Below are 18,650 nucleotides of genomic sequence, written 5' to 3' on the forward strand. Positions count from 1 at the left end.
CGGCTGGCAGCATGGCGCTACCGCCTGGCCCCGGCCTGTCATCGCTGCGCGCTGCGAAGCGTGCCGGAAATGCACGCCGTCTGCAGCGGCAAGAATAAGGCCCACGTGCCCGGGTGGGCATCGTGGGCCAAGGTTGTCTCGAGTGGCTGAAACTCGAGACGCTTACCGATAGCCGGCGCGGTCGAAGATTTTCTGTGCTTCACCCACGGTGTCTGCCAGCTTCTGGATCGGCAGCGTGTCGGCCTTGAACGGGCCGAGCTTTTCCAGTGCCGGATTGCTCAGTTTCACGCCCTCGACCACCGGCCACTCATTGTTGCCGTCAGCGAAATAGACCTGGGCTTCGTCGGATGCGAGGTACTCGAGGAACTTGACCGCCGCTTCCTTGTTGGGCGAATGCTTCAGCATGCCGGCGCCGGAAACGTTGATGTGCGTGCCCCAACTCTTCTGGTTCGGCCATACCGCGACGATATTGGCCACCACTGCCTGATCCTCCGCCTTGCTCGAATTCATCAGGCGTGCGAGATAGTAGCTGTTGGCAATCGCCACGCCGCACTCCCCTGCGGCCACCGCCTTGATCTGGTCCGTGTCGCCGCCCTTGGGGGCTCGGGCGAAGTTGGAAACGATGCCCTTTGCCCATTCTTCGGTTTTGGCCGCGCCGTCATGCTGAATCAGGGCTGCACCGAGCGAAAGGTTGTACGGGTGGCTGCCCGAGCGGGTGCATACCTGGCCCTTCAGTCCCGGGTCTGCCAGACCTTCGTAGGTCTGCACCTGCTCGGGTTTCACCATGGTCTTGTTGTAGACGATGATGCGCGCACGGGTGGAATAGGAGAACCAGTTCGACGCGCGCAGATGAGCGGGGATCCGCGCCTCCAGCACTTTCGACTTCACCGGGCTGAAAATGCCCTGTTGATCGGCAAACGCGAGGCGTGAGGCATCGACTGCGATGAAGACGTCGCCCGGGCTGTTTGCGCCTTCGTTGCGGATGCGTTCGAGCAACTCGTCTTCCTTGGCTTCGATCCGGTTGACCTTGATGCCCGTCTTCTTGGTGAAGGTCTCGTACAACGCTTCGTCGGTCTGATAGTGGCGAGCGGAGTAGATGTTGATCTCCTTGTCCGCAGCGAACGCAGTGGCGCCGGACATGCACAGGGCGGCGAGGAGGGCTGTGGCGAGGGGCTTTCTGAGCATGGAATTGAGCCTTCGGTGTGGTTGCAAGTGAGAAGATACTAACGAGAATAATTCGCAGTTGCAAATGGTTTGAAATACCTGCACTATTGTTGCGAATCGTTCTCAATAGGAGATGGGCATGAACGCCTTATTAGTAGGTGCCGACCGACTCGGCAATATTCCCGATGTGCTCCATCAATTCGGTATTCGCATCAAAGCGCATGTTAGCGGCCGGGACTGCACGCATCAGCGACGCAGTGCGCCCTTGCCCGCGGGTATCGAGATCGTGATCCTGTTCACCGACTTTCTTGGTCACAACGTCATGCAGCGGTTTCGGGAGGCCGCCGGTCGAGAGGGGGTGCGACTGGTATGTTGTCGGCGCTCGGTGTGCGCACTGCAGCAGGCGCTCGGTGCCCGGCTGGAAAGGGAGGATTGCGAGCGCTGCGACGGGTGTCCGGTATCGAAGCAGAAAGGCGGAAACAGGCAGCGTCACTGATCTCGGCGCGCATCTGAGTCAATGCTGGCGCAGACGGGGTCGCAGTACGCGTACGACGTGCGCGAGCATGCCCTCAGCGCGTGATGGCTGCGTTCGTTTCGCCGCCGCCGTCTTCATCCAGCAGACGGCGCGCACCGTTGAAGCGCTTGGCCCAGTAGGCGGAGGCCATGTTTTCCACACGGACACTGCCACCCTTGGAGGGCGAGTGCACAAAGCGCCCCTCTCCCAGGTAAATGCCTACATGAGAAAAGGCACGGCGCATGGTATTGAAGAATACGAGGTCGCCGGGCTTGAGTTCCTGCCGCTGAACCTTGTCGCCCTGGGTCGCCATCTCGTGTGCCGTGCGTGGCAGGTTGAGTCCAAGCGCGTTGCGGAATACGGCCTGAACGAGGCCACTGCAATCAAGACCTGTTTCGGGCGAGCTGCCGCCGAAACGATAGCGAATGCCGAGATAGCCCATGCTCTCATTGACCAACTCCTGTGCAGCGTTGGTGTAACGATCGACCAGGCCTGGTGTGTCTGCCGCTTCCTGTTCTGTCGTGGTCTGCGCCGAGGCACTGACGGGCAACATCAGCATCGCGCACAGCAACAGGGGAAGGATAGGGGCGGAAATTCGCATCGCCGCGACTATACGCATGGTGGAAGGCGCTGTAAACCAGAGGCGTTAACGCTTCGGGTCGGCACCGGAGTCCGCGTGCATTCGTGCGTGTGGCGGACTTCAGGTCTGACGCTGCAACTGGCGCCTCGAACGTTCGATGTCCGCGAGCAGGCGCGCGTTGAAGGCGCCTTGCGGAAGGGCCCTCGCCTGAATCGCGAGCATCAGCTGGGCGATGACCCAGGCGTCGCCCAGCGCATGGTGGCGCTGAAAGGTTTCGATACCGAACACTTCCATCCATTCGGCAAGGCGTGCCGGACGCGCCAGGCGATCGGGAAACAGGGCGGGAAGCAGAACATAGAGGTCGAGCCAGATCAATTCGGGCGTAAATCCAAGATGGGCTTCGAAGGCACGCTCGATCAGGGTCCGATTGAACTCAGCACTGAAGACCACCAACGGGCTTTTTCCGGCAAACTCGACCAAGCCGCCAAGCGCTGCGGCAGCGTGATCGCCAAGCGTGGCGTAATAGCTGTCGGACGGAAGAATCTGCCCTTCGACGATGGCAATGGCTGCCACCGAGAGCAGCGTGTCGCGTTCGAGGTCGAGGCCGCTGGCCTCCGTGTTGACCACGACATAGCGCGTCTCGAAATGAGGCTTGTTCGGGTCGACATCCGGTATCGCCGCCCACTGCTCGATGAGCGCCCGCGTTGCGGTGTTCGATGGGCGCGCCTCATCGCGGCCCGGCAGGAGTCTGCTGAGCCAATTCACAGTTGATAATCCAGTTTCAGTCGCAGCTGCAGCTTGCGGGCCTGACGAAAGGCCTCCTTCAGGATGCGACGGTCAAGTTCGTTCAATGTCTCAGGATTGACCTTGTTGTCGTTGGCGTCGTCGTGTTCGGTATCGAGGTGCTGCGAGCGCAGTCGCAATAGCTGGATGAAATGAAAGCCGTCGATGATGGCCGCCACCTCCTCGTTCGGTACGCCCATCTTGGTGGCCGCGCGACGAAGGCGCTGCACCGTGCTGCTGGACTCCACGCCGGTGCGCAACGCCAGGATGCGTGCGACATCAACAAAGAGACGGGCGCCGGATTTCTTCAGATCGACGGTGCCGTCGTCATCGACGACGAAATCGCGAATGCGGCCCAGCGGGGGCGCCACCTGAAGCGCGTTGCTCGCCATCATGCGCTGGAAGGCCGAATTCGACTTGGCGCTCTTGTTGAGCCAAGCTCGGAGGTGGTCTCCAAGGCGTTCATTACCGTACAACACCCTGAAATCGAAGAAGATGGAGGCATTGAGCAAGGCCTGTGGGTCGGGCTCGCGTATCCAGCTGCCGAAGCGTCCGCGCCATTCGTCGAGAGTGAGGCAGAGATCGGGGTTGCTGGCCATGATGTTGCCTTTGCACAGCGGGAAGCCGCAGGCGGCGAGATTGTCGTTGACCTCACGCGCAAAGGTAATGAGGCGCAGGCGCAAGGGCTGCGCATCCTGCAGTTCCGGGCAGGTCCAGATGATGCCATTGTCCTGATCCGTGGACAGGGTCTGTTCGTGCCGGCCTTCCGAACCGAATGCCACCCAGGCGAAGTCTATTCCGTAAAGTTCGTGATGTTCGAGCGCAAGCCCGATGATGCGTCGGGTCAGCGCGTCGTTGAGCGCCGAAATGAACTGTGTGAGCTGCTCCGCGCCAATGCCCTGGGCGATCAGATTGAGTGCGAGCTGGCGGATATCCTGACTCGCCCGGCGCAAGGACTCGATGTCCGCCGCGCTCTCGATGCCTGCCCGAATCTGGCGCAGGCTGATCCGCTGCAAGGAGAAAAGGTCGCGCTCGGATACCACCCCCTGGAGTTGTCCGTCGCTATCGACCACCAGCAGGTGTCTGATCGCATGAGTGGCCATTTCCAGCGCAGCATCGTATGCCGATGCCGAGCAGGGCAGCTGATGCGGGTTTGCGGTCATGACCTCGCTGATCGGAAGTGACAGATCGACGCCGGGGAGCAAAAGTCTCCGCAACAGGTCGCTCTGGGTCAGTATCCCGAGTGGTCGTTGCGCGTCGTCGGCAATCACCATGCAGCCGATACCCGATTCGGCCATTTTCTCGAGTGCCATTCTCGCGCTGCAGTCGGGTCCCACGAAAATGGGTTCGCGCTTGATCAGCTGCGCCAGCGGGGTGGTCATCGTTTGCTGTTCGGCGGCGCGCTGCGAGAAAGTGGATTGCAACTGCTGGCGCGATTGATTGAGCAGGCTCGCAATGTACTGGGTGCAGAAGAGATGGAAGACGGGGCTCATCTGCATCAACTGCATGAAGTCGTCGGCAGTGATCTGAAAGCAGAAGCTGTCTTCGACCGCCACGTAGGCGTTGGTCGACGGGCGGCTCGCCGACACGGCGCCGATCGGAAAACACTCGCCCGGCCCCATCGTCATGCTCGAATATTCGGTCACCGAGGCAGGGCCTGTCTGGCGCGATTGCACCTTGCCGCGCTGGATGATGAAGAAGTGCCGTGCCTGACCCATCTCCGGGGTCAGGATCTCGCTTCCACGCGGGTGAAAGGCCAGCGCTGCGCGATGCGCCAGGAAATGCAGCGCGTCGGGTTCCATCCGGTTGAAGGGTGAGAAGCGTTTCAGGAAATCGGTGCTGGCGCCCACCAGCATCTCGGGAGCGGTAACAGTCATGGCTCGGCTGTTCAGTGGGAATCGAGCAATTATAGGCCCGCGTACGCGCAGGGCACTGATCCTGGACAAATCTGCCTTCGAGCGACGGACTTGTTCAGGACCTTTGCTCGAAGTGGGCGACCAGCAGCTTCAATTCGCGTGCCGTTTGCTCGAGTGCCGCGGCGGCGCTCTCGACTTCGCCGACCGAGCCCAGGTTGCTTTCGGTAATGCCGTTCATCCGCTCCATGATGTTGGCGACGTCGACCGAGGCCTGTTGTTGCTGTAGCAACATGTGCCGCACGTCCTCCGCGTTGGTGGATACCGCATTGTTTGCAATCGAGATTCGCTCGAGCTCGTCGGTCAGCGTTTGAATCGCCGCGACGCTTGCTGCCACGCCGGACTGAAGGTCGAGCATGCTTTGGCTGACAAGGGCTTCGCGTTCGGCTATTTCGGTAACGAGGCGGGCGATGTCTTCGGTGCTGCGCTGTGTCTGGGATGCCAGTTCGGTGACTTCACCCGCGACGACGGCGAAACCACGGCCCTGCTCGCCGGCACGGGCTGCTTCAATGGCGGCGTTCAATGCCAGCAGGTTGGTACGCTTGGCGATGCCGCTGATGGCTTCCGCCACGGTACCGATCTTCTGCACTGAGGTCCCCAGCGACGCCATCATGCGCTGGTTCTCCGCCACCGCCGCCACCACCGTTCGGGTGTTCTCGGTGGCGACCGACATGTTGTGCTGACCGGCATGGGCGATGTCAAGTGCGCGTTTCGCCTGCGCAGCACTGTCGTCCGTGGCGGACGCAATTTCGCTGACGGACACCGCCAGTTCCTGCATTGCGGCAGCCGAGGCCGAGACCTGACTGGACTGGTCGGAAGAGCCTTGCTGCAGAATGCGTGCATTCTGATGCAGCACGCTGGCTTCGGTGGCGGTATCGCTTGCAGAGGCGACGACGTCGGCGATCAGCGCGCGCAGACTGACCTGCATCGAACGCAGGGCAGTGCTCAGTTGCTGCGTCTCCCGGCAACCGGTATCCGGATAGGCGGTCCGCAGATTTCCCTCGGAAATCTGTTCGAACAGTCCCAGCATGCCGCTCAGTGGCGCGCAGACGGCTCGGCGCAGCCAGATCCAGGCACCCACGGCGACCGCGGCCTGAAGACCGAGCATCGCGAGCGCCGGCACGCCGCTGGCAAAATACTGTGCCGTGCCTAGCGTCAGCTCCAGGCCAAATACACCTGCGGCCACGGCAGCCAAGGGGGCGCCGCCGCTTCCCGGCGTGGGGCGGAGGAGTTGCCTTCCTTCGCGAACCGCTCTGTAAAGCGCTTCCGTCTCGCGTTTGGCTTTGTCGTCGGGTGCTGTGCGGACAGACATGTAGCCAATGCGTTTTCCACCTTCGGTGAGCGGCGTGACGTAGGCCTCGACCCAATAATAGCCGCCACTCCTGGTTTTGTTCTTGACCAAACCGCGCCATGGCCGACCGGCTTTGACGGTTTTCCACAGGTCGGCGAACGCAGCCGCGGGCATGTCCGGATGGCGAACGATGTTATGCGGTTTTCCGATCAGTTCGTCACGGGAAAATTCGCTGATGTCGACGAAGGCCTGGTTGGCGTAGGTAATGACGCCTTTGAGATCAGTCTTGGTAACGATTGGCCGCTTCGGGTTCAGGAAGGATTCCCGTGCCGTTGTGTTGCCGCTCACTGAGTCCATGCGTCGCCCCATATCCGCTGTCGGAAGAAGAATTCCCGCGTGTGGGCGGCCTCTCCCGGGATCCGCGTGCAGGTATATGTCTCGCTAATGCGCGGATGATAGCGTGAGTGCAGCGATATTGAATACTTGCGCCATGACGAATGGCAAGAAGTGGGGGCGCATCAGCCGCAAGGCTCGTGGGAGGGCGCGTATATCGACCGCTTTGGTGATCCGCGTCGACATTGCCGTGAAACGTCGACGCGGAGCCCTGCTGCGGTTTAAAGCACCTCGGCGGCGTGATCGGCAAGCCGCGAACGCTCGCCACGTTGCAAGGTGATGTGACCCGAATGCAGCCAGCCCTTGAAGCGGTCCACCGCGAAGGTGAGGCCCGACGACCCCTCGGTGAGATAAGGGGTATCGATCTGTGCGATGTTGCCCAGGCAAACCACCTTGGTGCCCGGCCCGGCACGCGTGATCAGGGTCTTCATCTGCTTGGGCGTGAGGTTTTGCGCCTCGTCGATGATCAGGAACTTGTTGATGAAGGTGCGCCCGCGCATGAAATTGAGACTCTTGATCTTGATCCGGCTGCGGATCAGGTCGCGGGTTGCCGCACGCCCCCAGTCACCGCCCTCGCCGGTGGTGCCGTTGAGTACGTCGAGGTTGTCCTCGAGCGCACCCATCCACGGTGCCATCTTCTCTTCCTCGGTGCCGGGCAGAAAGCCGATATCCTCGCCCACCGGCACTGTGACGCGGGTCATGATGATCTCGGAATAGCGCTTGGTTTCGAGCACTTGCGTGAGGCCCGCTGCCAGTGTCAGCAGGGTCTTGCCGGTGCCGGCCTGACCGAGCAGAGTGACGAAATCGATTTCCGGATTCATCAGCAGGTTCAGTGCGAAATTCTGCTCGCGGTTGCGGGAGGTGATGCCCCAGACGTTGTTCTTCTGGTGGCTGTAGTCGGTCAGCGTTTCGAGCACGACCACGCGCCCGCTCTGTTCCTTGACCAGCGCTTCGAGCGGTGTTTCGCCATCCTGGTAGAGGAACTCGTTGACCTGCATGTCTGCTGTCAGCGGACCCTTGAGGCGATAGTAGGTATGGCCTTCGTTCTTCCACGACTCCATGCCCTTGGCGTGAGTCTCCCAGAAGTCGGCGGGCAATTCGCGGGTGCCGGTGTAGAGGAGGTCGGTATCCTCGAGCACCTTGTCGTTGAAGTAGTCCTGCGCCTCGAGCCCGAGGGCACGGGCCTTGATGCGCATGTTGATGTCCTTCGACACCAGGATCACCGAGCGACCGGGCTCCTTTTCGGCGAGGAACATCAAGACGGCGAGGATCTGGTTGTCACCTTTTGCGGTGGGCAGTGCCGCTGGCAGGGTGATGTTGATCGCTTCCGTCTGCAGGAACAGCTTGCCGGTCGCCAGTTCGCGCGAGGCTTCGCGAAGATCGATGCCGGAGGCGATGCCGTCGGGCGATGCCGATACGATCTCGTCCATCATCCGGCTTGCCTGACGGGCGTTGCGCGCGACTTCGGACATGCCCTTCTTGTTGTTGTCGAGCTCCTCGAGGGTCATGATCGGCACGTAGATATCGTGCTCTTCGAAGCGGTACAGGCTGGTCGGGTCGTGCATCAGCACGTTGGTGTCGAGCACGAAGAGTTTGGTCTTCGGGGTGGCGCGGCGGCGTGTTGTTTTCTTTGCGGTGGCAGCGGGCATGGGCGAGGACCTTTGAACGGGATCAGAGCGACTGGACGAAAGCAAGAACTTCCTCTGCATGGCCCGGGACCTTCACCCCGCGCCATTCGCGCGCCACCGATCCATCGGCGGCAATCACGAAGGTGCTGCGTTCGATGCCGCGCACCTGCTTTCCGTACATGTTCTTCATTTTCATCACGTTGAAGGCTGCACAGGCGGTCTCGTCCGCATCCGAAATCAATTCGAACGGCAATGCCAGCTTGGCTTTGAAGTTTTCATGCGATTTCAGGCTGTCGCGGGAGACGCCGAATACCTCGCAGCCGGCGGCAACGAAGGCTGCGTAGTGTGTGCCGAAGTCGCGGGTTTCATTGGTGCAGCCTGGCGTGCTGTCCTTGGGGTAGAAATACAGAACGACCTTTTTACCGCGCAGGGCCGACAGACTCACGGTCTGGCCATTGGTGGCGGGTAGACTGAAATCGGCAGGGGTGAAGGCTGTCATTGCGTCTCCTGTTGTAGGCGTTGACACTCAGCGTACCGGACAGAGGGCCGGGCTGACAATTACCGGGGCATGACAACTTCGGCGGGCAGGACGTGCCCGCGATTCAATCGGCGGGATCGAACAGCAGCGCCGCCAGCACGGCGCGGCCCTCGCCGACGAGCACATTGTAGGTGCGGCAGGCCGCGGCGAGATCCATGACTTCGAATCCGATCCGCGCCTCCATCAGCGGCCTCAACAGGGCAGGAGAGGGAAAGCGCTGGCGGCTGCCGGTGCCGATGAGCACGATCTCGGCCCCCAGCGTGCACGCCTGCGCGAGGTCGTCGGCGCGCAGGTTCGCCAGGCCACCCGGCGCCCAGCCCGTGACGATGCGGTCGGCGGTCAGGAGCAGGTTGCCGTCGTGGCGGATCTTGTTGATCAGGACATGATCGGCGCCGTAGCCGGTCACCGTATTGATGCTGTCAATCTTGTCTTGATGAAGCTTCATGGCGGTTCAATCGCAAAGTGGGTCAGGGCAAATTGCCGCGCCGGGGCGGCGGGGCTAAGATAGCAACCTTTTCCCCATTTGCGCGAGCAGGACATTTGCGAGCCGCCAATGGAGAACCGCGACCCGGCGGTCCTGACGGGCAACCCATAGAGGATGAAGCACATGAAAGCGGTCACGACTTTGAATCTGACAACGGCACCCACGGAACCTGTACACAGGGCCGAGGCCGCGGCCGCGCGTCCGATTCGCAAGTCGGCCAAGCTCGCCGACGTGTGCTACGACATCCGCGGGCCGGTGCTGGTGCGCGCGAAGCAGATGGAAGACGAAGGGCACAAGATCATCAAGCTCAATATCGGCAACCTTGCCGCGTTCGGCTTCGACTCGCCCGAAGAGATCCAGATGGACATGATCCGCAACCTGCCCAATTCTGCGGGCTATTCGGATTCCAAGGGGATCTTTGCTGCGCGCAAGGCGGTGATGCACTACACCCAGCAGAAGAACATCAAGGGTGTGGATATCGAGGATATCTACATCGGCAATGGCGTGTCCGAACTCATCGTGATGGCGATGAATGCATTGCTCAATGCCGGTGACGAGGTGCTGGTGCCCGCGCCGGACTACCCGTTGTGGACGGCGGCGGTGAGCCTGTCGGGCGGCAGGCCGGTGCATTACCTGTGCGATGAAGGCAGCGGCTGGCTGCCCGATATCGAAGACATGCGCGCCCGCATCACGCCGAATACGCGTGCAATCGTCGTCATCAATCCGAACAACCCGACCGGGGCGGTCTATCCGGATTCGGTACTCAGGCAGATCGTCGAGCTCGCGCGCGAGCACGACCTCATCCTGTATGCGGACGAAGTCTACGACAAGGTGCTGTACGAAGGCGTCGAACACACCTCGCTGGCGGCATTGTCCGAGGATGTGCTGACCATCATCTTCAACGGGCTGTCGAAGAATTACCGCTCCTGCGGCTACCGCGCCGGCTGGATGATCGTATGCGGCGACAAGCGCCATGCGCAGGACTACATCGAAGGCCTGAACATGCTCGCCTCGATGCGCCTGTGCGCGAACGTGCCCGGGCAGTACGCCATCCAGACCGCGCTGGGCGGCTATCAGAGCATCGACGATCTGGTGGCTGAAGGCGGGCGCATGCGCCGGCAGCGCGATCTTGCCTGGGAGCTGATCAACGCCATTCCCGGGGTCAGTTGCGTCAAGCCCCAGGCGACGCTGTACATGTTTCCCAAGCTCGATCCGAAGATCTATCCGATCGTGGACGACCAGGCCTTCATTGCCGAGCTGCTCGAGGAAGAGCGGGTGTTGCTGGTGCAGGGCACGGGCTTCAACTGGCCGCAGCCCGACCATTTCCGCCTCGTCTTCCTGCCGCATGAGGACGACCTGCGCGATGCCATCGGGCGCATCGCGCGATTCCTCGAGACCTATCGCAAACGCCACGGCACCTGAGCCGTGGCCATAGATTTCTTCAACGACCAACACGGAATGCACTGAATGAAACCGATCAACGTGGGCCTGCTTGGCATCGGTACCGTCGGCGGCGGCACCTTTACCGTCCTCAAACGCAACGAAGAGGAAATCACCCGTCGTGCGGGGCGGCCGATTCGCATTACCACGGTGGCGGACAAGAACCTCGCGCTCGCGCGCCAGATAGCGGGCGACGATGTCAAGCTGACCGACGACGCCTTCGCGGTGGTGACCGATCCCGAAATCGACATCGTCGTCGAACTGATCGGCGGCTATGGTGTGGCGCGCGAACTCGTGCTCAAGGCGATCGAAAACGGCAAGCACGTGGTCACCGCAAACAAGGCGCTGCTCGCGGTGCATGGCAACGAGATCTTCGCCGCTGCGCAGCAGAAGGGTGTGATGGTGGCATTCGAGGCCGCGGTGGCGGGGGGCATTCCCATCATCAAGGCGTTGCGCGAGGGGCTGTCGGCCAACCGCATCCAGTGGCTGGCCGGCATCATCAACGGCACCACCAACTTCATCCTGTCCGAGATGCGCGACCGTGGCCTGCCGTTTGCCGATGTGCTCAAGGAAGCGCAGGCGTTGGGCTATGCGGAAGCCGACCCCACCTTCGATATCGAAGGGGTCGATGCAGCCCACAAGGCGACCATCATGAGCGCGATTGCGTTCGGCATTCCGATGCAGTTCGACAAGGCGCATATCGAGGGCATCACCAGGCTCGAGTCGGTCGACATCGGCTATGCGGAACAGCTCGGCTATCGGATCAAGCTGCTCGGTATCGCCAAGAAGCGCGACGACGGCGTCGAGCTGCGTGTGCACCCGACCCTGATTCCGGCGAAGCGGCTGATCGCCAACGTGGAAGGTGCAATGAACGCGGTGCTGGTGCAGGGCGACGCAGTCGGTGCCACGCTCTATTACGGCAAGGGCGCCGGTGCCGAACCGACGGCCTCGGCCGTGATCGCGGACCTGGTCGATGTGACGCGCCTGCATACCGCCGACCCCGAGCATCGCGTGCCGCATCTGGCCTTCCAGCCGGATCAGGTGCAGGACCTTGCCGTGCTGCCGATCGAAGAGATCGTCACCTCGTACTACCTGCGCATGCGTGTGGAAGACCAGCCGGGCGTGCTGGCCGACATCACCCGCATCCTGGCCGACAGCGGCATTTCGATCGATGCGCTGATCCAGAAGGAGCCGGCGGAAGGTGAGACGCAGACCGACATCATCATGCTCACGCATCAGACGGTGGAAAAGAATGCCAACGCTGCCATCGCCCGCATCGAGGCGCTGGAGGTTGTTGAAGGCAAGGTCACACGACTTCGTCTCGAAACACTCTGATTCGAGCCGTCGAACCGCGCCCCTGGGCGCGGTTCTCCCATCTGGCACCACTTTTTCCGCGGCGTCCGGTTCGTGCCGTGCTTGGAGCGATCGGCATGAGACATGTGGAGCGGCACCGTACTCTGCGCATCGGCTGGCTTCGTGCGGCGGTGCTTGGTGCAAACGATGGCATCGTGTCCACCGCCAGCCTCATTCTCGGCGTGGCGGCCGCCGAGGCATCGTCGGCGAGCATTCTGCTGGCCGGCATGGCCGGGCTGGTGGCCGGCGCCATGTCGATGGCGGCGGGGGAGTATGTTTCGGTAAGTGCGCAGTCTGAAACCGAACGGGCCGACATCGAGCGCGAACGCAGGGAGCTCAGCGCCGACCCCGAGCACGAACTGCTGGAGCTGACGGCCATCTACATGCGGCGAGGGCTCGACCGCGCGCTTGCTGCCGAGGTCGCTACCCAGTTGATGGCGCATGATGCGCTTGGTGCGCATACGCGCGATGAACTGGGGATTACCGATACCGGGGCTGCACGGCCGATCCAGGCCGCAATGTCGTCGGCGGCGGCATTCTCCGTGGGCGCGCTGCTGCCACTCCTGCTCGTGATGCTGGTGCCGCTTTCCGCGTTGATGTGGTCCGTATCGCTCGGCTCGTTGTGTTTTCTCGCACTGCTTGGGTTCATCGCGGCGAGGGCGGGTGGCGCACCAGTGCTCGTATCCGTGATCCGGGTCAGTTTCTGGGGCGCACTGGCCATGGCACTGACGGCAGGCGTCGGCGCCCTGTTCGGTATTTCAGGCTGAGCCGGGACGCCTTGTCCGAGCGGCAGGCTTCGCGTCAGCGCACTGGTGCTTGCGGGGGTAGATGGCTTGTCACCCGCTCCATCTCGTTTGGCGCGAGTCCGACACTGGTTGTGGCATTGCCTTCGCCCGTACTCCACCACATCGACACCCAGGCCCGACCCTCTGCATCGAAGCGCTCGATCTCGCAGATCGATCCGCGCATGAATTCGAACATCTCGCGCTCATCGTCATCGATGTCCGGGTCCATGCGGATACTGAGAATGCGCACTTCGTCGCCGATCGCGACCGCATGGCCATGTTTGTCGGTGTGGCTGGCAAGCTCCGGCATGGTGATCTCCATAGAGTGGATCGGCGGCAGACGAGGCCCGCCATGACAGGCGTTCAAAGCACGATCGATGCCAGGTCTGGCGTGTGGCGGACGTGGAGGAGTGCGGTTCTCGGGATCGTGCGGACCGGTGCGCAGCAGGATCCGGAGGCCGCTTGACGGCACCGGGCGGCAAGCGGCGTGGCTGAATCTTCGAGCCGGTGCTTGCTGAGCGGGTGCGTGTGCACCGACTGACGGCAGTCCGCGGGCGATGGCGATCGCTTTCAGGTCGTCTTAAACGCAACTACGTTGCAATAGTGTGCATGACGACGCTATACTCAGCCGCATGATCGAGCGCGCGCTGACCCTGATGATTGAGCCGCTGCGGCGTCGCTTGCGACCACCGCACCTGTGGCCATGTATTCCTTCCGGGCGCCGATCCTTTGCTGCAGCGTGCAGAGGTGGCGGTGTCCGGACGCGCATTGCCGGCACGGGGCTGTTGATCCTCGCGCTGATGGTGGTGCAAACCGGCATGCTCGTGCACGTCATCGGGCATGCGCACGATGTTCCACACGCGCGGACCGGCCACGGACAACTGACTGAGCTGGGCGGCAGCACCGGAACGGATGATGACTGCCTCGAATGCGTGGCGCTGTGTGGTCTGGATTGCCCGATTACCGTCACCGCGACCGTCAAACCCGCAGCGCAGCCCGACTCATCCTGCATTGCGTCTTGCGCCGGCAAAATCGTTGTTGGCGGCACGTTGCGTCCGCGCTGCCGCGCGCCTCCTTTCGGGGTCTGACCCAGCGTCCCCATTCACTTCGCATTGATGCTCGCGACCTATGCTGCCGTCTGCCGACATGGCACGGCGCGGTCGTACGCCCACGTCTTGCCTAGGATATGTCATGCCCATTCGCCTTAAGTCGGTTTCGCTCGCCATGTTGGCTGCGATCATGTTTCCCTGCAGGTTCTCTGTTGCCGAAGAATCAGGTCGGACGTCGGTTCAGGCGCCGGAGGCCGAGAAACAGCTCTCCGCGGTTGTGGTCTCCTCGAGTGCGCTCGCCCTCAGCGAAGCGACGATGAGTACGCCCGTGACCGTTCTTACGGGCATCGATCTACTGACACGCAGTGTCGCGACGCTCGGCGAGACCCTCGAAGGGACGCCCGGCATGACGAGCACCCATTTTGGTGCCGGGGCGAGTCGCCCGATCATTCGTGGCATGGATGGCGCGCGTGTCAAGGTTCTGGTTGACGGTTCAGAAATCATGGACGCCTCGACTATCAGTCCCGATCATGCCGTTGCTGTCGAGCCGATGTCTGCTTCCCAGATCGAAGTGCTGCGTGGACCGTCTGCCCTCGCCTACGGGGGAGGTGCGATAGGCGGTGTCGTCAATATCCTGGATGACAGGATTCCCACTGCTATGCCGCGTAATGGGCTTGAGGGGCGTATCGACCTGCAAGCCGATACGGCGGCCAATCAAACCGCGATGGGTGTTGGTGTGACCGCCGGCGGCCGCAATGTCGCGATCCATGCAGAGGGACTGACGCGGGACGCGAGTGACTATCGGGTCGGAAACGGCTGGACATCCGGAAGCCGGGTTGAAGGCGCCTACAATCAAACGCAGAGTGGAAGTCTGGGCGTCTCCTGGGTCGCCGATCGCGGTTACTTGGGTCTGGCTTATTCGAGCCAGCGCAACGAGTACGGTTTGCCGGGACACAGTCACGAACTCGAAGCGTGCCACACGCATGGAGATCACCTGCATTGCGGCTCGCATGATGGCGATGACGGTCACGCGCATGAGGGCGTTGCCGACGAAGGGGTGCCGTACGTCAGGCTCGAGAGCGACCGCTGGGACTTGCGCGGTGAATATCTGGCGCCCATCGCGGGCATTGCCAGCGTGCGCATGCGCGCGAATCTGACGGACTATGCACACGACGAACTCGAAGACGGCGAAGTGGCGACGCGCTTCCGCAACAAGGCGCATGATGCACGGCTCGAACTCACGCACGAACCCTTCGGTGGTTTGAAGGGGGTGGTCGGGGTGCAGAGTTCGGAGCGGGATTTCAGCGCGCTGGGCGAGGAGGCCTACATACAGCCGACCCTGACGCGTCGGCGGGCGATCTTCCTGATCGAGGAGCACACCAGTGGCCCATGGCGCTTCGAAGCAGGGCTGCGGCGCGAATGGCAGACGGTCGAGACGGATACCTCTGCAGACCGGCGCGAAGATGGAATGTCGGCGTCGCTGGGTACCGTGTGGCGTTTCGCTCCCCAGTACGCGCTGGGCTTGACGTTTTCCCGCGCCCAGCGCCTGCCGACTGCAGAGGAACTCTATGCTGACGGACTGCATGCGGCAACCCGCACCATCGAGCGTGGCAATGCCAGTCTCGAGCCGGAAACGTCGCGCAATATCGACCTGACACTGAAGAAGCTCGAGGGTGACACGACCTTCACCCTGGGGGTTTTTCGTAACCGTATTTCCGACTACATCCACGCCCACACCCTGGATGCAATCGACGATGTGCAGTTGATCGAGTACGCCCAGCGCGACGCCACCTTTGCCGGGGTGGAAGGCGAAATCCGGCAGCGCGTGAACAGGGTGCTGGGAGTGGCGGTATTTGGCGACTATGTGCGGGCACGCCTGGCGGCGGGCGAAGGAGACCGGGACTTGGCGCGCATTCCTGCCCATCGCGTCGGCGTCCGGGTCGATGGGCGCTGGCAGGGCTGGGGCGGCGAGCTCGAGTGGTATCGCGTCGGCCGCCAGAATGACATCGCAGCCTTCGAGGCTGCCACGCCCGGCTACAACATGCTCAACCTGAGCGCGAATTACAGCTTCAGGTCAGGGGAGATCGCGTATGCGTTCTACGTCAGGGCCAGCAACCTGGGCGATGTGCTTGCGTACAGCCATACGTCCTTCATCAAGGATATGGCGCCGCTGACGGGGCGCAATCTGACGATCGGTGTCAGGGCTTCGTTCTGAGGCAGTTCAGCGCGCAGATCCGGGGGGGCGACCCGCGACCTGGGGGATACATGATCGGATTGGATCAATGAACATGAAGACCTGTCATATGGAGTACGGGAGTGAGCATTCGCCCGTGGGCCTTCCGCCTTTATCCGGCAGCGAGATCGGACACACGGTGAGCAGCACGAACGTTGCTGATCTTGCGCAAATTCTCGTGCCGGAGGTTCAACTTGCAGTGTGGCAGCGTGGTGCGATTGCTTCTGTCGTCAATGATCTTATTGCGCGGCAGACCACGTCAGTATCCGGCTTTCGCACCGTGATCGACGCCGGGGCGGTGCGCGACCTCGCCCCGCCTGATTCATGGTCGGACTGCGATGGTCTGATCGAGGATCTGGGCCTCCTGTCCGAGTTGCTCGTCGAATTGACCGGCTGCGAGCGCGTCGGACTGCGGGTCGAGACCATCGATCGTGCGATGTGCCCTCGCTTTCACGTTGATCATCTCAGTGTGCGGCTCCTGTGTACCTATCGGGGGCCGGGTACGGAGTGGATTGACGACAGTGCAGTTGACCGCGGCAGACTCGGGGCTGGCGCGGCGGGCAATCCGGACGAGCTGTCCGGATTGCTTGGTCCCGGAGCCCGCATTGAGCGGATACCTACGTTCAGTGTCGCGCTGTTGAAGGGGGCACGCTGGCCGGGCAATGACGCACGCGGCCTCATCCACCGCTCGCCCGCAATCGAGGCCGCATGCAGTCCTCGCGTGCTCGTGGCGATGGACCCGTTGTGGTAATGGATATGTCGGTGCCCTCAAGGTCATCGAACCCCGGGGCGGGAGGCGCTCATGCATCCTGCTCAAGTGCGCTCGAGGCCCCTGCGGCGAGGTCGTGAGAGAAATGCGCCATCGCAGTCGACTGGACCTGCCAGTGATGCCAGTACAACTCGACGCGTTCGTGCTGGTCGGGTGCCAGGTCCACGAGGCGACTGGCGGTCATGGCGCTGCGGGCCTGAATTTCAGGCACGAAACCATAGCCCAGCCCGGATTCGGCAAAGGCCATGAAACCCTCTGACGACGGCACGACGTGGTAGGGGTAATGACCGCTGTCGAGGCCGAACTGCTTGCGCAGGAATAGCTCGTGCATGTCGTCGTGGCGGCCGAACACGATTGCCGGCGCGATGGCCAGCGCGCTTCGACTCAGCCCGTTCGGGAAGTGACGTGCCCGAAAGGCGGGAGACGCGACGCACAGATATCGCATCACGCCGAGTTTGAGCACGGCGCAACCACGCATCGGGTTTGCACGGGTGCTCACGCAACCCAGCACCTCGCCATTGGCGAGCAGGGCGTGCGTGTGGTCCTGATCATCGACGACACAATCGAGCACCAGCCGTTCTTCCTGCACCACCCGCTCGATCGCGGGCAGGAACCAGGTGGCCAGGCTGTCGGCATTGACGCCGACGGGCAGGCGCAGGGGGGCACCTTCGGCTCCCGGGTACAGTGCCCGCTGCGCCTCGGCTTCGACCAGTCGCAGCTGGGTGAGGTAGGGCAGCAGGCGGCGACCGGCCGGTGTCGGCTGTACCGGCTTGCTGCGTACCAGCAAAGCCTGCCCGAACTCCGATTCGAGGAGTTTCACCCGCTGCGACACGGCCGACTGGGTGAGTTTGAGGCGGCGCGCCGCGCGTTCGAATCCGCCTTCCTTCAGTACGGCCTCAAAGGCCAGCAAGCGCGCATCTAACATTAGAAAAATGAATGTATATGAAAATTTAACGATATTACTTATTTCATGGCCGGTTCGCAGCTAGATTGCGTTCATCAAGGGCGGTCCCGCAGCGTGGCGTGGGCGTCCCTTCATCTGTCGGAGCGGAACATGAATGGCGTTTTTCTGAACGGGTTTGCGCTGACCCTAGGGCTGACAATCGCGATCGGTGCGCAGAATGCGCATGTATTGCGCCAGGGTTTGCGTGGGGAACATGTGCTGCTCACGGTGGTGGTGTCGGCGTTGTGCGACATCAGCCTGATCCTGCTGGGCATGGCCGGTCTGGGCAGTGTTTTTTCCGCCAATCCGGACTGGATGGACGGCGCGCGTTATGCGGGTGCGGCCTTCCTCGGCTGGTACGGGCTGCGCTCACTGCGCGCGGCGCTGCAGGCAAGCCGTCTGCAGATCGAGGGCCGGCAGCGGCGGGCATTGTCGTGGCGTCAGGCCTTAGTGACGGCCGCCGGTTTCAGTCTGCTCAATCCGCATGCCTATCTCGACACCGTGGTACTGCTGGGGTCGATCGGCAGCAGTCAGGCGGCCGAACTGCGGCCGCTGTTTACCGCGGGCGCCGTGACCGGGTCGGTGTGCTGGTTCGTACTGCTGGGCTATGGTGCGCGGCTGCTCGCGCCGCTCTTCGAACGTCCGCGTGCCTGGCAGTTTCTGGACGGTGGCGTGGCCTTGATGTTGTGGGGGATTGCCGGGTGGCTGCTGCTGGCCTCCCATTGACCCCGTCATTGAGGGCGTGAAGCGGGTGTGGAAGGCATGGCGTCGGTGCAGGCGCCTTGTCCCT

18 protein-coding genes are annotated in these 18,650 nt (G+C 62.3%); 8 read left to right on the forward strand and 10 right to left on the reverse strand.

The window, feature by feature from the left end:
* Positions 1-162: 162 nt before the first annotated feature.
* Positions 163-1,185, reverse strand: a complete 1,023-nt coding sequence (locus J5J83_RS02625; RefSeq protein WP_212344969.1) for a Fe(3+) ABC transporter substrate-binding protein — start codon at positions 1,183-1,185, stop codon at positions 163-165.
* Positions 1,186-1,303: 118 nt separating this feature from the next.
* Here J5J83_RS02625 and J5J83_RS02630 point away from each other — a divergent pair, with 118 nt between their 5' ends.
* Positions 1,304-1,660, forward strand: a complete 357-nt coding sequence (locus J5J83_RS02630) for a DUF2325 domain-containing protein (RefSeq protein WP_212344972.1) — start codon at positions 1,304-1,306, stop codon at positions 1,658-1,660.
* Positions 1,661-1,733: 73 nt separating this feature from the next.
* On the opposite strand, the gene J5J83_RS02635 is transcribed toward J5J83_RS02630, so the two are convergent.
* The 7 genes from J5J83_RS02635 to J5J83_RS02665 form a co-directional block, all read right to left on the reverse strand.
* A complete protein-coding gene (locus J5J83_RS02635) occupies positions 1,734-2,237 on the reverse strand; it encodes a C40 family peptidase (RefSeq protein WP_249115596.1) in 504 nt (167 codons plus the stop codon).
* Between the two features lie 141 nt (positions 2,238-2,378).
* Entirely contained in the window at positions 2,379-3,023 is a 645-nt protein-coding gene (locus J5J83_RS02640) for a 3'-5' exonuclease (RefSeq protein WP_212344977.1), read from the reverse strand.
* Positions 3,020-4,918 (reverse strand): DUF294 nucleotidyltransferase-like domain-containing protein, encoded by a 1,899-nt coding sequence (locus tag J5J83_RS02645; protein WP_212344980.1) that lies wholly within the window; start codon positions 4,916-4,918, stop codon positions 3,020-3,022. Before J5J83_RS02645 ends, J5J83_RS02640 begins: the two co-directional genes overlap by 4 nt.
* A gap of 94 nt (positions 4,919-5,012) precedes the next feature.
* A complete protein-coding gene (locus J5J83_RS02650) occupies positions 5,013-6,602 on the reverse strand; it encodes a PAS domain-containing methyl-accepting chemotaxis protein (RefSeq protein ID WP_212344989.1) in 1,590 nt (529 codons plus the stop codon).
* 257 nt (positions 6,603-6,859) lie between these two features.
* On the reverse strand, positions 6,860-8,287 hold the full coding sequence (locus tag J5J83_RS02655) for a PhoH family protein (RefSeq protein ID WP_212344992.1): 1,428 nt from the start codon (positions 8,285-8,287) through the stop codon (positions 6,860-6,862).
* Between the two features lie 22 nt (positions 8,288-8,309).
* Entirely contained in the window at positions 8,310-8,765 is a 456-nt protein-coding gene (locus J5J83_RS02660; protein ID WP_212344994.1) for a peroxiredoxin, read from the reverse strand.
* Between the two features lie 103 nt (positions 8,766-8,868).
* A complete protein-coding gene (locus J5J83_RS02665; RefSeq protein ID WP_212344996.1) occupies positions 8,869-9,249 on the reverse strand; it encodes an Mth938-like domain-containing protein in 381 nt (126 codons plus the stop codon).
* A 162-nt stretch (positions 9,250-9,411) separates the two neighbouring features.
* On the opposite strand from J5J83_RS02665, the gene J5J83_RS02670 reads away from it, so the two are divergent.
* The 3 genes from J5J83_RS02670 (at position 9,412) to J5J83_RS02680 (ending at position 12,848) form a co-directional block, all read left to right on the forward strand.
* A complete protein-coding gene (locus tag J5J83_RS02670; RefSeq protein ID WP_249115597.1) occupies positions 9,412-10,710 on the forward strand; it encodes a pyridoxal phosphate-dependent aminotransferase in 1,299 nt (432 codons plus the stop codon).
* Positions 10,711-10,755: 45 nt separating this feature from the next.
* Positions 10,756-12,063: a homoserine dehydrogenase gene (locus tag J5J83_RS02675; protein WP_212344998.1), complete on the forward strand. Its 1,308-nt coding sequence runs from the start codon at positions 10,756-10,758 to the stop codon at positions 12,061-12,063.
* Positions 12,064-12,158: 95 nt separating this feature from the next.
* Positions 12,159-12,848: a VIT family protein gene (locus tag J5J83_RS02680; protein WP_212345001.1), complete on the forward strand. Its 690-nt coding sequence runs from the start codon at positions 12,159-12,161 to the stop codon at positions 12,846-12,848.
* Between the two features lie 34 nt (positions 12,849-12,882).
* Here J5J83_RS02680 and J5J83_RS02685 read toward each other — a convergent pair whose 3' ends face one another.
* Positions 12,883-13,176 (reverse strand): hypothetical protein, encoded by a 294-nt coding sequence (locus J5J83_RS02685; RefSeq protein ID WP_212345003.1) that lies wholly within the window; start codon positions 13,174-13,176, stop codon positions 12,883-12,885.
* A 322-nt stretch (positions 13,177-13,498) separates the two neighbouring features.
* Between J5J83_RS02685 and J5J83_RS02690 the strand changes: the two genes are divergently transcribed.
* The 3 genes from J5J83_RS02690 (at position 13,499) to J5J83_RS02700 (ending at position 16,899) form a co-directional block, all read left to right on the forward strand.
* Positions 13,499-13,954, forward strand: a complete 456-nt coding sequence (locus J5J83_RS02690) for a hypothetical protein (RefSeq protein ID WP_212345005.1) — start codon at positions 13,499-13,501, stop codon at positions 13,952-13,954.
* 103 nt (positions 13,955-14,057) lie between these two features.
* Complete coding sequence (locus J5J83_RS02695; RefSeq protein WP_212345019.1) at positions 14,058-16,130, forward strand: TonB-dependent receptor; 2,073 nt, start codon at positions 14,058-14,060, stop codon at positions 16,128-16,130.
* A gap of 67 nt (positions 16,131-16,197) precedes the next feature.
* Positions 16,198-16,899, forward strand: a complete 702-nt coding sequence (locus tag J5J83_RS02700) for a DUF1826 domain-containing protein (RefSeq protein ID WP_212345022.1) — start codon at positions 16,198-16,200, stop codon at positions 16,897-16,899.
* A 49-nt stretch (positions 16,900-16,948) separates the two neighbouring features.
* Here the strand turns inward: J5J83_RS02700 and J5J83_RS02705 are convergent, their stop codons facing one another.
* The gene (locus J5J83_RS02705; RefSeq protein WP_212345025.1) at positions 16,949-17,842 is read right to left on the reverse strand and encodes a LysR family transcriptional regulator ArgP; all 894 of its coding nucleotides are present in this window, start codon (positions 17,840-17,842) and stop codon (positions 16,949-16,951) included.
* Between the two features lie 129 nt (positions 17,843-17,971).
* On the opposite strand from J5J83_RS02705, the gene J5J83_RS02710 reads away from it, so the two are divergent.
* The gene (locus J5J83_RS02710) at positions 17,972-18,586 is read left to right on the forward strand and encodes a LysE/ArgO family amino acid transporter (protein WP_212345028.1); all 615 of its coding nucleotides are present in this window, start codon (positions 17,972-17,974) and stop codon (positions 18,584-18,586) included.
* Positions 18,587-18,650: the final 64 nt, after the last annotated feature.

Source organism: Azoarcus sp. L1K30 (assembly GCF_018122735.1).
GTDB lineage: Bacteria > Pseudomonadota > Gammaproteobacteria > Burkholderiales > Rhodocyclaceae > Parazoarcus.